This window comes from Sinomonas mesophila (assembly GCF_001999765.1).
Taxonomy (GTDB): domain Bacteria; phylum Actinomycetota; class Actinomycetes; order Actinomycetales; family Micrococcaceae; genus Sinomonas; species Sinomonas mesophila.
In genome coordinates this window covers 47108-60797 of record NZ_KV908327.1, presented here as the reverse complement: position 1 = coordinate 60797, position 13690 = coordinate 47108, and the positions used below count along the sequence as shown (strand labels likewise).

General features: G+C 73.2%; 13 protein-coding genes. 3 read left to right on the top strand and 10 right to left on the bottom strand.

What is annotated here, in order from left to right; genetic code table 11:
* Nucleotides 1–130: 130 nt before the first annotated feature.
* The 7 genes from BV907_RS07810 to BV907_RS07780 all read right to left on the bottom strand — a co-directional run bounded on the left by BV907_RS07810 (nucleotide 131) and on the right by BV907_RS07780 (nucleotide 8119).
* Complete coding sequence (locus tag BV907_RS07810) at nucleotides 131–973, bottom strand: HpcH/HpaI aldolase/citrate lyase family protein (protein ID WP_077489162.1); 843 nt, start codon at nucleotides 971–973, stop codon at nucleotides 131–133.
* Entirely contained in the window at nucleotides 970–1473 is a 504-nt protein-coding gene (locus tag BV907_RS07805) for a MaoC family dehydratase (RefSeq protein WP_077489264.1), read from the bottom strand. The genes BV907_RS07810 and BV907_RS07805 overlap by 4 nt, the downstream gene beginning before the upstream one ends.
* Before the next feature lie 31 nt (nucleotides 1474–1504).
* Nucleotides 1505–2191, bottom strand: a complete 687-nt coding sequence (locus BV907_RS07800) for a 3-oxoacid CoA-transferase subunit B (protein ID WP_077489161.1) — start codon at nucleotides 2189–2191, stop codon at nucleotides 1505–1507.
* On the bottom strand, nucleotides 2191–2967 hold the full coding sequence (locus tag BV907_RS07795) for a CoA transferase subunit A (RefSeq protein WP_077489160.1): 777 nt from the start codon (nucleotides 2965–2967) through the stop codon (nucleotides 2191–2193). The genes BV907_RS07800 and BV907_RS07795 overlap by 1 nt, the downstream gene beginning before the upstream one ends.
* A 97-nt stretch (nucleotides 2968–3064) precedes the next feature.
* Nucleotides 3065–4228, bottom strand: coding sequence for an acyl-CoA dehydrogenase family protein (locus BV907_RS07790; protein WP_077489159.1), 1164 nt, complete (start codon nucleotides 4226–4228; stop codon nucleotides 3065–3067).
* Between the two features lie 34 nt (nucleotides 4229–4262).
* Nucleotides 4263–6512 carry an acetyl/propionyl/methylcrotonyl-CoA carboxylase subunit alpha gene (locus tag BV907_RS07785; protein ID WP_077489158.1) on the bottom strand — a complete coding sequence of 750 codons (2250 nt, stop codon included), beginning with the start codon at nucleotides 6510–6512 and terminating at the stop codon, nucleotides 4263–4265.
* Nucleotides 6512–8119, bottom strand: a complete 1608-nt coding sequence (locus BV907_RS07780; protein WP_077489157.1) for a carboxyl transferase domain-containing protein — start codon at nucleotides 8117–8119, stop codon at nucleotides 6512–6514. Before BV907_RS07780 ends, BV907_RS07785 begins: the two co-directional genes overlap by 1 nt.
* Nucleotides 8120–8221: 102 nt before the next feature.
* Here BV907_RS07780 and BV907_RS07775 point away from each other — a divergent pair, with 102 nt between their 5' ends.
* Complete coding sequence (locus BV907_RS07775; RefSeq protein ID WP_077489156.1) at nucleotides 8222–8824, top strand: TetR/AcrR family transcriptional regulator; 603 nt, start codon at nucleotides 8222–8224, stop codon at nucleotides 8822–8824.
* Nucleotides 8825–8830: 6 nt separating this feature from the next.
* Here BV907_RS07775 and BV907_RS07770 read toward each other — a convergent pair whose 3' ends face one another.
* Genes BV907_RS07770 through pdhA form a run of 3 tightly spaced genes read right to left on the bottom strand, consistent with a single transcriptional unit; the run spans nucleotide 8831 to nucleotide 12446 of the window.
* The gene (locus BV907_RS07770; RefSeq protein ID WP_245827847.1) at nucleotides 8831–10288 is read right to left on the bottom strand and encodes a dihydrolipoamide acetyltransferase family protein; all 1458 of its coding nucleotides are present in this window, start codon (nucleotides 10286–10288) and stop codon (nucleotides 8831–8833) included.
* A complete protein-coding gene (locus BV907_RS07765; protein WP_077489155.1) occupies nucleotides 10285–11307 on the bottom strand; it encodes an alpha-ketoacid dehydrogenase subunit beta in 1023 nt (340 codons plus the stop codon). Before BV907_RS07765 ends, BV907_RS07770 begins: the two co-directional genes overlap by 4 nt.
* Nucleotides 11307–12446 carry a pyruvate dehydrogenase (acetyl-transferring) E1 component subunit alpha gene (gene pdhA, locus BV907_RS07760; RefSeq protein WP_077489262.1) on the bottom strand — a complete coding sequence of 380 codons (1140 nt, stop codon included), beginning with the start codon at nucleotides 12444–12446 and terminating at the stop codon, nucleotides 11307–11309. The genes BV907_RS07765 and pdhA overlap by 1 nt, the downstream gene beginning before the upstream one ends.
* 171 nt (nucleotides 12447–12617) lie before the next feature.
* Here pdhA and BV907_RS07755 point away from each other — a divergent pair, with 171 nt between their 5' ends.
* Nucleotides 12618–13094 (top strand): Lrp/AsnC family transcriptional regulator, encoded by a 477-nt coding sequence (locus tag BV907_RS07755; protein ID WP_077489154.1) that lies wholly within the window; start codon nucleotides 12618–12620, stop codon nucleotides 13092–13094.
* 53 nt (nucleotides 13095–13147) lie between these two features.
* Complete coding sequence (locus tag BV907_RS07750) at nucleotides 13148–13672, top strand: hypothetical protein (RefSeq protein ID WP_077489153.1); 525 nt, start codon at nucleotides 13148–13150, stop codon at nucleotides 13670–13672.
* Nucleotides 13673–13690 lie beyond the last annotated feature (18 nt).

Below are 13690 nucleotides of genomic sequence, written 5' to 3'. Positions count from 1 at the left end.
CTCTTCGGGTGACCCCGCATCCTAGGGACCTGACCCCGCATCCTTCAGCACCCGACGCGGGGTCACCTCCCTGCGTTGCGGGGTCACCTCCCTGCGTTGCGGGGTCACCTCCCTGCGTTGCGGGGGTCGCCTAGGCGCCCGCGCGGCGCAGGACCGCCTCGGCGTGGCGCAGGATGGGGCCGTCGATCATCTTGCCGCGGTGCTGGAACACGCCCGTTCCGGCCGCCTCGGCGGCGGCGAGGAGCTCGCGTGCGTCGGCGACGGCGCGCTCCGAGGGGCGGTACGCGTCCCGCACGGCGGAGACCTGGCTCGGGTGGATGCACGCCTTGGCGGCGAAGCCGGACGCCACGGCGTCCGCGGACTCGGCGGCCAGCCCCTCGAGGTCGGGGATGTCCGTGTACACCGCGTCCACAGCGGCCTTGCCGTAGGCCCCCGCGGCCAGCAGCACGCTCGAGCGGGCGTGCAGCGCGACGGCCCGGTAGGCGCCGTCGTCCGCCCGGCTCGACGTCCCGCCCAGGGACGCGACGAGGTCCTCGGCGCCCCACATGAGCGCGACCGTGTTCGGCTCGGCGGCGATCGCCGGCGCGGCCAGGATCCCGGCCGCCGTCTCGCACAGCGCGATGACGCCGTAGGCGCGCAGGAGCGCGAGCTGCTCCGGCGACTCGGCCTTGGCGAGCATGACCGTCCGGTATGGCGTGGCCTCGAGGGCCTCGAGGTCCGCCTCGAAGTGCACCCCCGAGGAGCCCGGGCCCGCGGCGTTGACGCGCACGATCGTCCGCTCGGGGTCGAGGGGCACCTCCGCGAGGTTCCGGCGGGCGGCGGCCTTCGCGTCCGGGGCGACGGCGTCCTCGAGGTCGAGGATGACGGCGTCCGCGCGCTCGGCCGCCTTGGCGAAGCGCTCGGGGCGGTCGGCGGGGCAGAACAGGAGGGCGGGGCCGAGGCTGAAGCCGTCCGCGAGGGGGTGGGTGTTCATGCCCCCACCCTATGGGCCTCGCGGGTCCACATGAGGCAGCTGCGCCTGGCCCGGGCGACGACGGTCCCGTCCTGGTTGCGGCCCGTGTGCTCCATGGTCACGATCCCCTGCCCGGGGCGCGAGGACGAGAGGCGCTTCTCCGTCACGGCTGTCTCGGTGTAGAGCGTGTCCCCGTGGAAGAGCGGGTGCGGGAAGGAGACGTCGGTGAGCCCGAGCTGCGCGACGATCGTGCCCTGCGTGAGCTGGGCGACGGACTGGCCAACCATCGTGGACAGCGTGAGCATCGAGTTCACGAGCCGCTGCCCGAACGGCTGCCCCGCGCTCCATGCCGCGTCGAGGTGGAGCGCCTGGGTGTTCATGGTCAGGGTCGTGAACAGGACGTTGTCCGCCTCCGTCAGCGTCCGGCCGGGCCGGTGGGCGTAGACCACGCCCTCCTCGAGCTCGTCGAAGTAGAGCCCGCGCTGGACGACGACGCGCGGCTCCTCGCCGCCGTCGGGCACCGGCCCCGGCGCCTCCGGGCGGGCCGCCGGCTCACGGTTCGTGGTCACGGATCTCCACCTCGAGCTCGGCGGCGGTCGCGGCCACGACGTCGGCCTCGGTCACCCCGGGGGCGAGCTCGCGCAGCACGAGCACCGGCCCCCCGGCCGGCTCCATGCCCGCCCCCACGCCCTCGCGCACGACGTCGATGACGCCCAGGTCGGTCACGATCCGGTCCACGCACCCGCGCCCCGTGAGCGGGAGCGTGCACTCGGGCAGGATCTTCGGGTTCCCGTTCCGGTCGGTGTGCTCCATCATGACGATGAGCCGCTTGGCCCCGAAGACGAGGTCCATGGCGCCGCCCATGCCCTTGACCATCTTGCCCGGGATCATCCAGTTCGCGAGGTCCCCGTTGGCCGAGACCTCCATCGCCCCGAGCACGGCGACGTCCACGTGCCCGCCCCGGACCATCCCGAAGGACGTCGACGAGTCGAAGAACGCCGCCCCCTTGTTCACGGTCACGGTCTCCTTGCCCGCGTTGATGAGGTCCGGGTCCACCTCCTCCTCGCGCGGGTACCGCCCCGTCCCGAGGATCCCGTTCTCCGAGTGCAGGACGACCTCGACGCCGGCGGGGATGTAGTTGGGGATGAGGGTCGGCATGCCGATCCCGAGGTTGACGTACTCTCCGTTCCTGAGCTCGCGGGCGACGCGCGCGGCGAGCTCGTGGCGGGTCCACGGCATCAGGAAGCCTCCTCGGTAGCTGCCACAGTCCTCTTCTCGATGCGCTTCTCCGAGTGCGGGCTGCCCGGCGGGACGTGCACGACGCGCTGGACGAAGATCCCCGGCAGGTGCACGTGCTCGGGGTCGAGCCCGCCCGGCTCGACGAGTTCCTCGACCTCGGCGATCGTGACCCGCCCGGCCATCGCGCACAGCGGGTTGAAGTTCATCGCGGTCGCGTGGAAGACGAGGTTGCCGTGCATGTCGCCCTTCTGGGCATGCACGAGCGCGAAGTCCGGCGTGAGGGACTCCTCGAGGACGTAGTCGGCGCCCTTGAAGGTGCGCACCTCCTTCGGCGAGGAGGCGAGCACGACGTTGCCCTCGGCGTCGTACTTCTGCGGCAGCCCGCCCTCGGCGACGAGCGTGCCCACGCCCGCCGCGGTGAAGAAGGCGGGGATGCCCGCGCCGCCGGCGCGCAGCTTCTCGGCGAGGGTGCCCTGCGGGGTCAGGACCACCTCGAGCTCGCCGGCGAGGAACTGCCGGGCGAACTCCTTGTTCTCCCCCACGTAGGAGCTGATGGTGCGGCGGATCCGCCCGTCGGCGAGCAGAATGCCCAGGCCCCAGTCGTCGACGCCGCAGTTGTTGCTGATCGTCGTCAGGTCCCGCGTGCCCTGGCGGTGCAGGGCGTCGATGAGCGCCACCGGGATCCCGCACAGCCCGAAGCCGCCGACCGCGAGCGACGCGCCGTCGCCGATGTCCGCCACCGCCTGCTCGGCGCTGGCCACCACTTTGTCGATCACAGCCCCTCCTTGACCTCGTTGACGTCCCCGCCGCCCTCGGCCGGGATCCCGCTCACCCCATCCAATACACGCGCCGCCGGTTTGGCTAGAGCTTGCTTCAGAGCCCCAGCTCACGCGCGATGAGCATGAGCTGGACCTCCGTGGTGCCCTCGCCGATCTCGAGGATCTTCGAGTCGCGGTAATGCCGCGCGACCGTGGACTCGTTGATGAACCCGTAGCCGCCGAACACCTGGGTCGCGTCCCGGGCGTTGTCCATCGCGGCCTCGCCGGCGACGAGCTTCGCGATCGCCGCCTGCGTCTTGAACGGCTTCCCGGCGAGCATCCGCGCTGCGGCGTCGTAGTAGGCGAGCCGGGCGGTGTGGGCGCGTGCCTGCATGCGGGCGATCTTGAACTGGATCCCCTGGTACGTGCCGATGGCCGAGCCGAACGCGCGCCGCTCCTTCGCGTACTTCACCGACAGGTCCACGCACCCCTGCGCCGCGCCCGTGCCGAGGGCCGCGATCGCGATGCGGCCCTCGTCGAGGACCGAGAGGAAGTTCGCGTAGCCCCGCCCGCGGGTTCCGAGGAGGTTCTCCTCGGGCACGCGGGCATCCTTGAACGAGAGCGGGTGCGTGTCCGAGGCGTTCCAGCCGACCTTGCTGTACGCCTTCTCGGCCCGGAAGCCGGGCGTCCCGCGGGGGACGATGATCGTGGAGATCTCCTTGCGCTCGGTCCCGTCGGGCCGCTTCTCGGTCCCTGTCACGGCGGTGATGGTGACGAACGCGGTGATGTCCGTGCCCGAGTTGGTGATGAACTCCTTGGAGCCGTTGACGACCCAGTGCCCGCTGTCGAGCCGCGCCGTGGTCTTGGTCCCCCCGGCGTCCGAGCCCGCCTCGGGCTCGGTGAGCCCGAAGCCCGCGAGCGCCTTCCCGGCCGCGAGCACGGGGAGCCAGCGCTCCTTCTGCTCGTCGGTGCCGAAGCGGTAGATGGGCATGGCGCCGAGGGAGACGGCGGCCTCGAGCGTGATCGCGACCGACTGGTCCACGCGCCCGAGCTGCTCGAGGGCGAGGGCGAGGGCGAAGAAGTCCCCGCCCATGCCGCCGTGCTCCTCGGGGAAGGGCAGGCCGAACAGGCCCATCTCCCCCATCTGCGCGATGACCTCGTACGGGAAGCTGTGCTCCTCGTCGTGCTTGGCGGACACGGGCGCGACGACCTCATCGGCGAACTCGCGCACGGTGTCGCTGAGCTCCCGGTACTCGTCGGCGAGCTGGAAGTCGACCATGGTGCTCCTCGTTCTCGTGGTCTTGTGCGGTGATTCAGGGGGTGTTGATGGCGGGGACGACGGTCGCGACGACCTGGTCCGCCTTGACGAGCCCGCCGACGGCGACGTGCAGCTGGACGGTGCCCGCGAGCGCCGCGACGAGCTGGTGCTCCATCTTCATGGCCTCGACGCTCACGAGGGGCTGCCCCGCCTCGACGGCCTGGCCGGGCTCGACGGCGATCGAGACGACCGTGCCCGGCATCGGGGTGCGGACGTCCGGGTCAGCCTCGCCCTCGTGCCGGTGCACGGCGGCCCGGACGCGCTCGAGCCGCTCCGCCCTGCCCAGCACGGGCAGCGCCGCGGCCCAGCCGGCCTCGCCGAGGAAGAGCGTCCGCTCCCCCGTCGCTGGATCGGTGCGCTCCGCCCACGCGAAGGCGTGCTCCTCGCCGTCGAGCTCCAGCACGACGTCGTGTGGCCCGGCGGCGGTGAGGCTCGCCTTGCGCTCCGGGCCGGGGCCGGCGCCCGCGTCGACGCGCACGACGGCGGTCCGCGCCGCCGCTGCGCCCGCCGCCGGAGTGCCGGGCTGCGCCGCGGCGGGACCCGCCTCGGCTGGGGGGTCCATGGCGGCAGTCACCGTGGCAACGCCGCCCTCCGGCGTCCCGAGCGAGACCCGCCGCGGGGCGGGCGCCCCGAGGCGCCACGCGTCGGACCGCCACGGGCCGCTTCCGGAGGCGGGGCCCTCGGCCCGCCCCCCGGCAGGGTCCCACGCCCTCTCCCCGGCGGGCAGCGCCTCGAGCAGGGCGGCCGCCGCATACTCGGCCTCGCCGGGGACCCTGAGGTCCAGATGCTCGAGCCGGCGCTCGATGAGCGTCGTGTCGAGGCGCCCGGCGCGCACGTCAGGGTCGGCGAGGAGGAGGCGCACGTACTCGATGTTGGTCGCGACACCGAGCACGGTGGTGCCGCCCAGGGCCGCGTCGAGGGCGGTGAGGGCCTCCGCCCGGTCGCGGCCCCAGGCGACGGTCTTGGCGAGCAGGGGGTCGTAGTCGGAGCCGATCTCGACCCCCTCGGCGAGGGAGCTGTCGACGCGGACGCGCGGGGCGGCGTGGACCGCACCGCCGCCGTTCCCGCCGTCGTCCGCCCTCCCGCTCCCCGCGGCGAGCGGCGCGCCGCGCAGCCCGGCCGAGCCCGGCTCGCGCAGGAGCTCGACGCGGCCCGTCGCGGGGACGAAGCCGCGCGCGGGGACCTCGGCGTAGATGCGGGCCTCGATCGCGTGCCCGTCGAGACGGATCGCGTCCTGGCGCAGGGCGAGGGGCTCCCCGGCGGCGACCCGGAGCTGCTGCTCGACGAGGTCGATGCCGGTCACCATCTCGGTGACCGGGTGCTCGACCTGCAGGCGCGTGTTCATCTCCATGAAGAAGAACTGGTCCGGGTGCTCGTCGGAGACGAGGAACTCCACGGTCCCGGCGCCCAGGTAGCCGACGCTGCGTGCGGCGTCGCAGGCCGCGGCGCCGATCCGCTCCCGCGTCGTGGCGTCGAGCAGCGGCGAGGGGGCCTCCTCGATGACTTTCTGGTGGCGGCGCTGGAGCGAGCATTCGCGCTCGCCGAGGTGGACCGTGTCGCCCTGTGCGTCCGCGAGGACCTGGACCTCGATGTGCCGCGGGGCGCGGATGAGCCGCTCGAGCAGGAGGGTGTCGTCGCCGAACGCCGCCGAGGCGACGCGGCGGGCCGTCGCGAGCGCCCGCGGGAGCCCCTCCGCCGACTCGACAACCTGCATCCCCTTGCCGCCGCCCCCGGCGGAGGGCTTGATGAGCAGCGGGTACCCCACGCCGTCGGCCGCCGCCACGAGCTCCGCATCGGTCAGGCCCGGCTCAGCGACGCCGGGGACCACCGGGACGCCGTAGCCGGCCACGTGGTTCTTGGCCCGGATCTTGTCCCCCATGACAGCGAGCGCCTCGGCGCCCGGGCCCACGAACACGATGCCGGCGTCGGCGAGGGCCCGGGCGAGCCCGGCATTCTCACTCAGGAAGCCGTAGCCGGGGTGGACGGCCTCGGCGCCGGTCGCGCGGCAGGCGGCGACGATCGCGGGGATGCTCAGGTAGCTCTGGGCGGCGGGGGCCGGGCCGAGGCGGACGGCCTCGTCGGCCTCGCGCACGTGCCTGGCGCCGGCGTCGGCGTCGCTGTAGACGGCGACGGACGCGACGCCGAGCCGGCGCAGCGTGCGGATCACGCGGCACGCGATCTCGCCGCGGTTGGCCACGAGGACCTTGGCGAACGGTGCCTTCTGGCTCTGGTGGTTCACGCCCATCACATCCTGAAGACGCCGAAACCGGTCTCGGGCAGCGGCGCGCCCGCGACGACGGCGAGGGCCATGCCGAGCACGCGGCGCGTGTCGGCCGGGTCGATCACACCGTCGTCCCAGAGCCGGGCGGTCGAGTAGTAGGGGCTGCCCTGCTCCTCGTACTGGGCGCGGATGGGGGCCTTGAAGGCCTCCTCGTCCTCGACCGACCACTCCCGCCCGGCGGCCTCGAGCCCGTCCCGGCGGACGGTCGCGAGGACGCTCGCGGCCTGGTTGCCGCCCATGACCGAGATGCGGCTCGCGGGCCACATCCAGAGGAACCTCGGGGAGTACGCGCGGCCGCACATCGAGTAGTTCCCGGCGCCGAACGAGCCGCCGATCACGACCGTGAGCTTGGGCACGCGGGTCGTCGCGACGGCGGTGACCATCTTGGCCCCGTGCTTGGCGATGCCGCCGTGCTCGTAGTCCCGGCCCACCATGAAGCCGGAGATGTTCTGCAGGAACACGAGCGGGACGCCGCGCTGGTCGCACAGCTCGATGAAGTGCGCGCCCTTGAGGGCGGACTCGGCGAAGAGGACGCCGTTGTTGGCCACGATCCCGACGGGGTGCCCGTGGATGCGGGCGAAGCCGGTCACGAGGGTCGCCCCGTACTCGCGCTTGAACTCGTGGAACGCGCTGCCGTCGACGATCCGGGCGATGACCTCGCGGACGTCGTACGGGGCGTTGACGTCCGTGGGCACGGCGCCGTAGAGCTCCTGGACGGAGGCCTTGGGCTCGACGGCGGGCAGCACGTCCCAGGGCGGGGCGGCCGGCGGCGGGAGGGTCGCGACGATGCTGCGGACGACCTCGAGCGCGTGCTCGTCGTTGTCGGCCGAGTGGTCCGCGACGCCGGAGATCCGGGCGTGCACGTCGCCGCCGCCGAGCTCCTCCGCAGTGACGATCTCGCCGATCGCGGCCTTCACGAGCGGGGGCCCGCCGAGGAAGATCGTGCCCTGGTTCCGCACGATCACGGTCTCGTCGCTCATCGCGGGCACGTAGGCGCCGCCGGCCGTGCACGAGCCGAGCACGGCGGCGATCTGCGGGATCTTCGCCGCGGAGAGCCTGGCCTGGTTGTAGAAGATCCGGCCGAAGTGCTCGCGGTCGGGGAACACCTCGTCCTGCTTGGGCAGGAAGGCCCCGCCGGAGTCGACGAGGTAGACGCACGGGAGCCGGTTCTCGAGCGCGATCTCCTGGGCCCGCAAGTGCTTCTTGACCGTCATCGGATAGTAGGTGCCGCCCTTGACCGTCGCGTCGTTCGAGACGACGAGGACGTGCCGGCCGTGGATGAGCCCGATCCCGGCGATGACCCCCGCCGCCGGGCACTCGCCGTCGTACATCCCCTCGGCAGCGAGCGGCGCGATCTCGAGGAAGGGCGAGCCCTCGTCGAGGAGGACGTCGATGCGCTCGCGCGGCAGGAGCTTGCCGCGGGCCACGTGCCGCTCGCGGGAGCGCTCGGGACCGCCCAGGGCCGCGGCGGCCAGGCGCCCGCGCAGCTCGGCGGCGAGGGCGCGCTGGGCGGCCTCGTTCTCGGCGAACGTCGTTCCGGCGGGGTCGATCCGGCTGAGCAGGGTCTCCATCGGCGTCCTCCCGGGCCCGCTTCCCCGCAGGGACGAGTTAATGACAGCTAACTGGAATCCAAGTTAATCTGGATTAACTGTGATGTCCAGCACGGGAGGGACATGAGCGAGCCATCCAGCCCGCGCAGCGAGGCGAAGGCCTCGCGCCGCCAGGCGATCCTCGACGCGGCCGCCGGCCTCTTCGCGGCCCAGGGGTTCGCGGGGGCGTCCCTCGAGGACGTGGGGGCGGAGGCGGGCGTGCGCGGTCCGGCCATCTACCGGCACTTCCCGGGCAAGCAGGCCGTGCTTGGCGCCCTCCTGCTCGAAGCGAGCGAGGCGCTGCTCGAGGGCGGGCGGCGGGTCGCGGCGGCGGCGCACGACGACGAGGCCAGGCTCGGCGCGCTCGTCGCCTTCCAGGTGGACTTCGCGCTCGCCCGGCCGGACGTCATCCGGATCCAGGACCGGGACTTCGGCGCCCTCGCGGACGCCGACCGCGAGCGCGTGCGGGCGCTGCAGCTCGAGTACGTCGATGTGTGGCGGGCCGCGCTCGCGCCGCTGCACCCGGACGAGGGTGCCCCGGCGCTGCGGCTGCGGGCCCAGGCTGTGTTCGGGCTCATCAACTCGACGCCGCACTCGGTGCGGCGGCACGGCGGCCGCGTCGCGGCGGCGACGGCTCGGCGGCTCCTCGAGTCCATGGCCCTGGCCGCCCTCACGGCCCCCCCGTGAGGGGGGTCAGACCATGGTCAGGACCATGCCAGGGTCTGCAAGGATGGCGCCGACATCCGCGAGGAAGCGCGAGGCCTGTTCGCCGTCGACGAGGCGGTGGTCGAAGGTCAGCGAGATCGTCATGACCTGCCGCAGCGCGACCTGCCCCTCGAATTCCCACGGCAGGCGCCGCACCTGGCCCACCGCGATAATCGCGGCCTCCCCCGGATGGAGGATCGGGGTGCCCGCGTCGATGCCGAAGACGCCGATGTTCGTGATCGAGATCGTCCCGCCCGAGAGGTCCGCGGGGCGCGTATGCCCGTCCCTCGCAGTGGCGGCGAGGTCCGCGATCGCCTCCGCAAGCTCAGCGAGCGTCATGGCGTCCGCGTCCTTGACGTTCGGCACGACGAGCCCGCGGGGCGTCGCGGCAGCAATCCCGAGGTTCACGTAGTGGTACTGGACGATCTCCTGCGCGCCCTCGTCCCAGTGCGAGTTGAGCGTCGGGTTGCGCGCAAGCCCGATGAGCACGGCTTTGGCCACGAGCGTGAGCGGCGTGAGCTTGAGGTGCGCGAACGCCCGGCTCTCCCGCAGCCGCGCGAGCAGATCCATCGACGGAGTCACGTCGACCGTGAGGAACTCGGACGCCTGCGGCGCCGTGAACGCGCTCGCGACCATCGCCGCCGCTGTGTGCTTGCGCACGCCCTTGATGGGGGTCCGGGTCTCGCGCTCGCCGGCGGCGCGGACGACGGCGGGGCCCGCCTCGGCGGCCCGCTCGCCTTCCGCCTCGGTTCTGCCGGCGCCGGCGCCGAGCGCGGCGAGGACGTCGTCGCGCGTGATGAGCCCGCCGGGTCCCGTGCCCGTGAGGCCGACAAGGTCGACGCCGAGGTCCTTGGCGAGCTTGCGCACCGGCGGAGTCGACCGGGGGCGCTCGGGGCGGGGTCTCGACTCCGCCTCGCCCCGTTCGACCACGGGAGCCGCTTCGCTCGGCTCGACGGCCGGCTCGACTGCCGCGGGTTCCGTTGTCGGTTCCCCCTCGCCCCTCTCAGCCTCCGGGGCCGGCGCGGCCCAGGCTCGACTCCTGCGCGCCGGGCGGCCCGTGCCCTCCACGACGGCGCCGTAGCCGACGAGGTTGGGCTCACGCCGCGGGGCGGGTGCACCGCCGCCGGCCGAGCCCGCCCGCGAGGGCGGCCGCACGGCGTCGGCCGGGACCTCGAACGAGACGATCGGCGTGCCGACGGCGACGGTCGTCCCCGGCTCGGCGAGCAGCTCGACGACCGTCCCTGTGTAGGGGCTCGGGACCTCGACGACGGCCTTGGCGGTCTCGACCTCGGCGATGACCTGGTTGAGGGTCACTCGGTCCCCCGCGGCAACGTGCCAGGCCACGATCTCCGACTCCGTCAGGCCCTCGCCGAGGTCCGGGAGGCGGAACTCGCGAATCACCGTCGCGGGGGCGCCGGGAGTTCCAGCGTGCACCGTCTCGCTCATTCGCCCTCCTCGAGCCCGCTCAGGGAGTTCGGCCTACCGAGGGCGCGATCCACGCCGTCGAGGATCCGGTCGAGGTCCGGCAGGTGGTGGTGCTCGATCTTCGAGTACGGGTACGGGATGTCGAAACCCGTCACGCGCACAGGCGCGTGCTCGAGGTGGTAGAAGCAGCGCTCGGTGATGCTCGCGGCGACCTCCGCGCCGAGGCCTCCGGACCGGGCGGCCTCGTGCGCGATCACGAGCCGGCCGGTGCGCCGCACCGACTCCTCGACGACGGGGTAGTCGACGGGCGAGAGCGAGCGCAGGTCGATGACCTCGACGGACACGCCCTCGTCGGAGGCCGCGACGGCGGCGTCGAGGCACGTCTTGAGGAGCGGTCCGTAGGAGACGAGCGTCACGTCCTCCCCCGGCACGGCGACGCGGGCCGCGCCCATGGACAGCCCGCCGGGGCCCTCGAGGCCGATGCCCTCGTCGACCTCACCCCGGTCGTGGTAGCGCCGCTTGGGCTCGAAGAACACGACCGGGTCGTCGGACGCGATGGCCTGCTGGATCATGCTGTAGGCGTCCTGCGGGTTCGAGACGGCGACGACGCGCAGGCCGGGCGTGTGCGCGAAGTACGCCTCGGGCGACTCGGAGTGGTGCTCCGGGGAGCCGATCCCGCCGCCGAAGGGGACGCGGATGGTCAGGGGCACCCTGACGTGGCCGCGCGTGCGGTAGTGCAGCTTGGCGACCTGGGACACGATCTGATCGAAGGCAGGGTAGACGAAGCCGTCGAACTGGATCTCGACGACCGGCCGGTAGCCGCGGTAGGCCATGCCGATCGCCGTGCCCATGATCCCGGACTCCGCGAGCGGGGTGTCAATGACGCGGTGCGGGCCGAAGTCCTTCTGCAGCCCGTCCGTGATGCGGAAGACGCCGCCGAGCCGGCCGATGTCCTCGCCCATGAGCACGACCTTGGGGTCGCGCTCCAGCGCCCGGCGCAGGCCGGCGTTGATTGCCTTCCCGAACGTCATCTCGGCCATCACTGGGCTCCTTCCCGCTCGGCTGCGGCATGTCCGTGCCCGTGGCCGGCTTCGAGGCCGGCGAGGTAGAGCCCGTAGTGGTCCCTCTGCCTGTCGAGCTCGCTGTTCGGCCCCGTGTACACGTGCTCGAACACAGCCGACGCCGGCGGGTCGGGCATGTGCACGGTCTCCTCGCGCAGGCGGGCGGCGACGTCGTCGGCCTTCGCCCGCACTCGCCCGCGCAGCCCCTCGTCGAGGAGGCCGCGCGAGTCGAGGTGGGCCTCGAGCCGGGAGATCGGATCGCGCTCGCGCCAGTCCTCGAGCTCGTTGGCGTCGCGGTACCGCGTCGGGTCGTCCGCCGTCGTGTGCGGGCCCATGCGGTAGGTCACGGCCTCGATGAACGAGGGGCCATTGCCGCTGCGCGCCCGCTCGAGGGCCTCCCGGGTGACGGCGAGGCACGCGAGGACGTCGTTGCCGTCCACGCGCACGCTCGGGATGCCGAAGCCGGGGGCGCGGTGGGCGACCGGAACGTGCGCCTGGAGGCCCACGGGCTCGGAGATGGCCCACTGGTTGTTCTGGCAGAAGAACACGACGGGGGCCTGGAAGCTCGCTGCGAAGACCATCGACTCGTTGAGGTCGCCCTGGCTCGTCGCGCCGTCGCCGAAGTACGTGATCGCCGCGGAGTCGGCGCCGTCGAACTGGATGCCCATGGCGTAGCCCGTCGCGTGCAGGGTCTGCGCTCCGATGATGACCTGGGTCGGGGCCATGTTCACCGAGAAGGGGTCCCATCCGGCGTTCGCGCAGCCGCGCCACACGCGCATCATGTCCCCGACGTCGACGCCGCGGCAGTAGGCCACGGCGTTCTCGCGGTAGCTCGAGAACACGAAGTCGTCCTCGCGCAGGGCCCGGCCCGAGCCGATCTGCGCGGCCTCCTGGCCGAGGAACGGCGGCCAGAGCGCGAGCTCGCCCTGTCGCTGGAGGGCCGTGGCCTCGGCGTCGATGCGCCGCACGACCACGAGGTCCTCGTAGAGGCCCTCCAGGACCTCGGCCCCCGCGTCCCCGTCGACATCGGCGAGGTAGCCGTCGTAGCGGGCGTCGGCGAGGCGTTCCCCCCGGGGCGTGAGCAGCTGGACCGGCTCGCCGCCCGGTCCGGTGGTCATCTGGTACGTGGACACGGCGCCTCGCTGCCCCAATCGTCGTCGGCGGCCCGGGGGCCGCAGCTTCCGGATGCTGTGACGATACTCATAAGGCACAGGGGGTACAACCGAACGCGCCGGGGCTGCGCATCCTGCCCAAGGCTGGGGCCCTGCGCCGTGCTAGCCTTGCGCAGCATGCATGCCGTCGACGCCACCGACGCCCGGATCCTGCGGGCCCTCGCCGAGGATCCGCGCCGCACGGTCGTGGCACTGGCCCAGAGGCTGGGCCTCTCCCGCAACACCGTCCAGGCCCGGCTCGCGCGGCTCGAGGCCTCGCACGCTTTCCTCGGCTTCGACCGGCGCATCAACCCGGCGTCGCTCGGCTACCCGCTCCTGGCCTTCATCACGGTCCATGTCCAGCAGCGCCGCCTCGCCGCGATCACCGAGGAGATCGCGAGGATCCCCGAGGTCCTCGAGGGGCATGGGCTCACCGGCACGGCCGATCTCCTGCTGCGCGTCGTGGCCGTCGACGCCGAGGACCTGTTCCGGATCCACGGCAAGATCCTGGCGTGCGACGGCGTCGAGCGCACCGACACCGCCCTCGCCATGGGTGACCTCATACCATTCAGGATGGACCCCCTGCTCGAGCGGGGGCCGCACATGCCCGCCTGACGCTCCACGAGGCGGCCGAGCAGCCAGACACGAGAGGCGAGGACCACGAGGCCATGACGTTCCCCCAGCTGCCGAACCAGAGCCAGACGCGCATCGAGCGCCCCCGCGAGCCCACGCAGCAGGAGCTCTGGCTCGGGCCCCAGCCCACCGAGCGGCCGAGCCGGCGGTGGCTGTGGATCGGCCTCGGCGCCGGAGCGGTCGCCGTCGGGCTCGTCGTGGCGGCCGCCGTCGTCCTCGCGACCGTCGTGTTCAGCCCAGACGCCGCCGTGCGCCGGGCGTCGGAGCAGATGAGCGCCGACCTGGCCTCGGGCAGCACGGCGGCCGCGTACGCGCAGTTCACACCGGCGCTCAAGCAGGGCCTGGGAGAGGCCGAGCTCATGAGCGCGCTCACGGAGCTCAAGGTGGACGGCTCCTGCCGGGCCGAGTTCACGCGCGCGGCCTCGGTCGCGAAGGAGGGCCAGCGCCCGCGCGGCGAGGCCGAGGGGCACCTCGTGTGCGGCTCGCGCGCCTTCGACGTCTCGTACCGCTGGGAGGGCGATCCGCTGCTCCTGGACGCCCTGAAGATCCAGCCCCGCTGAGCGCCTCGGCGCGGCGAG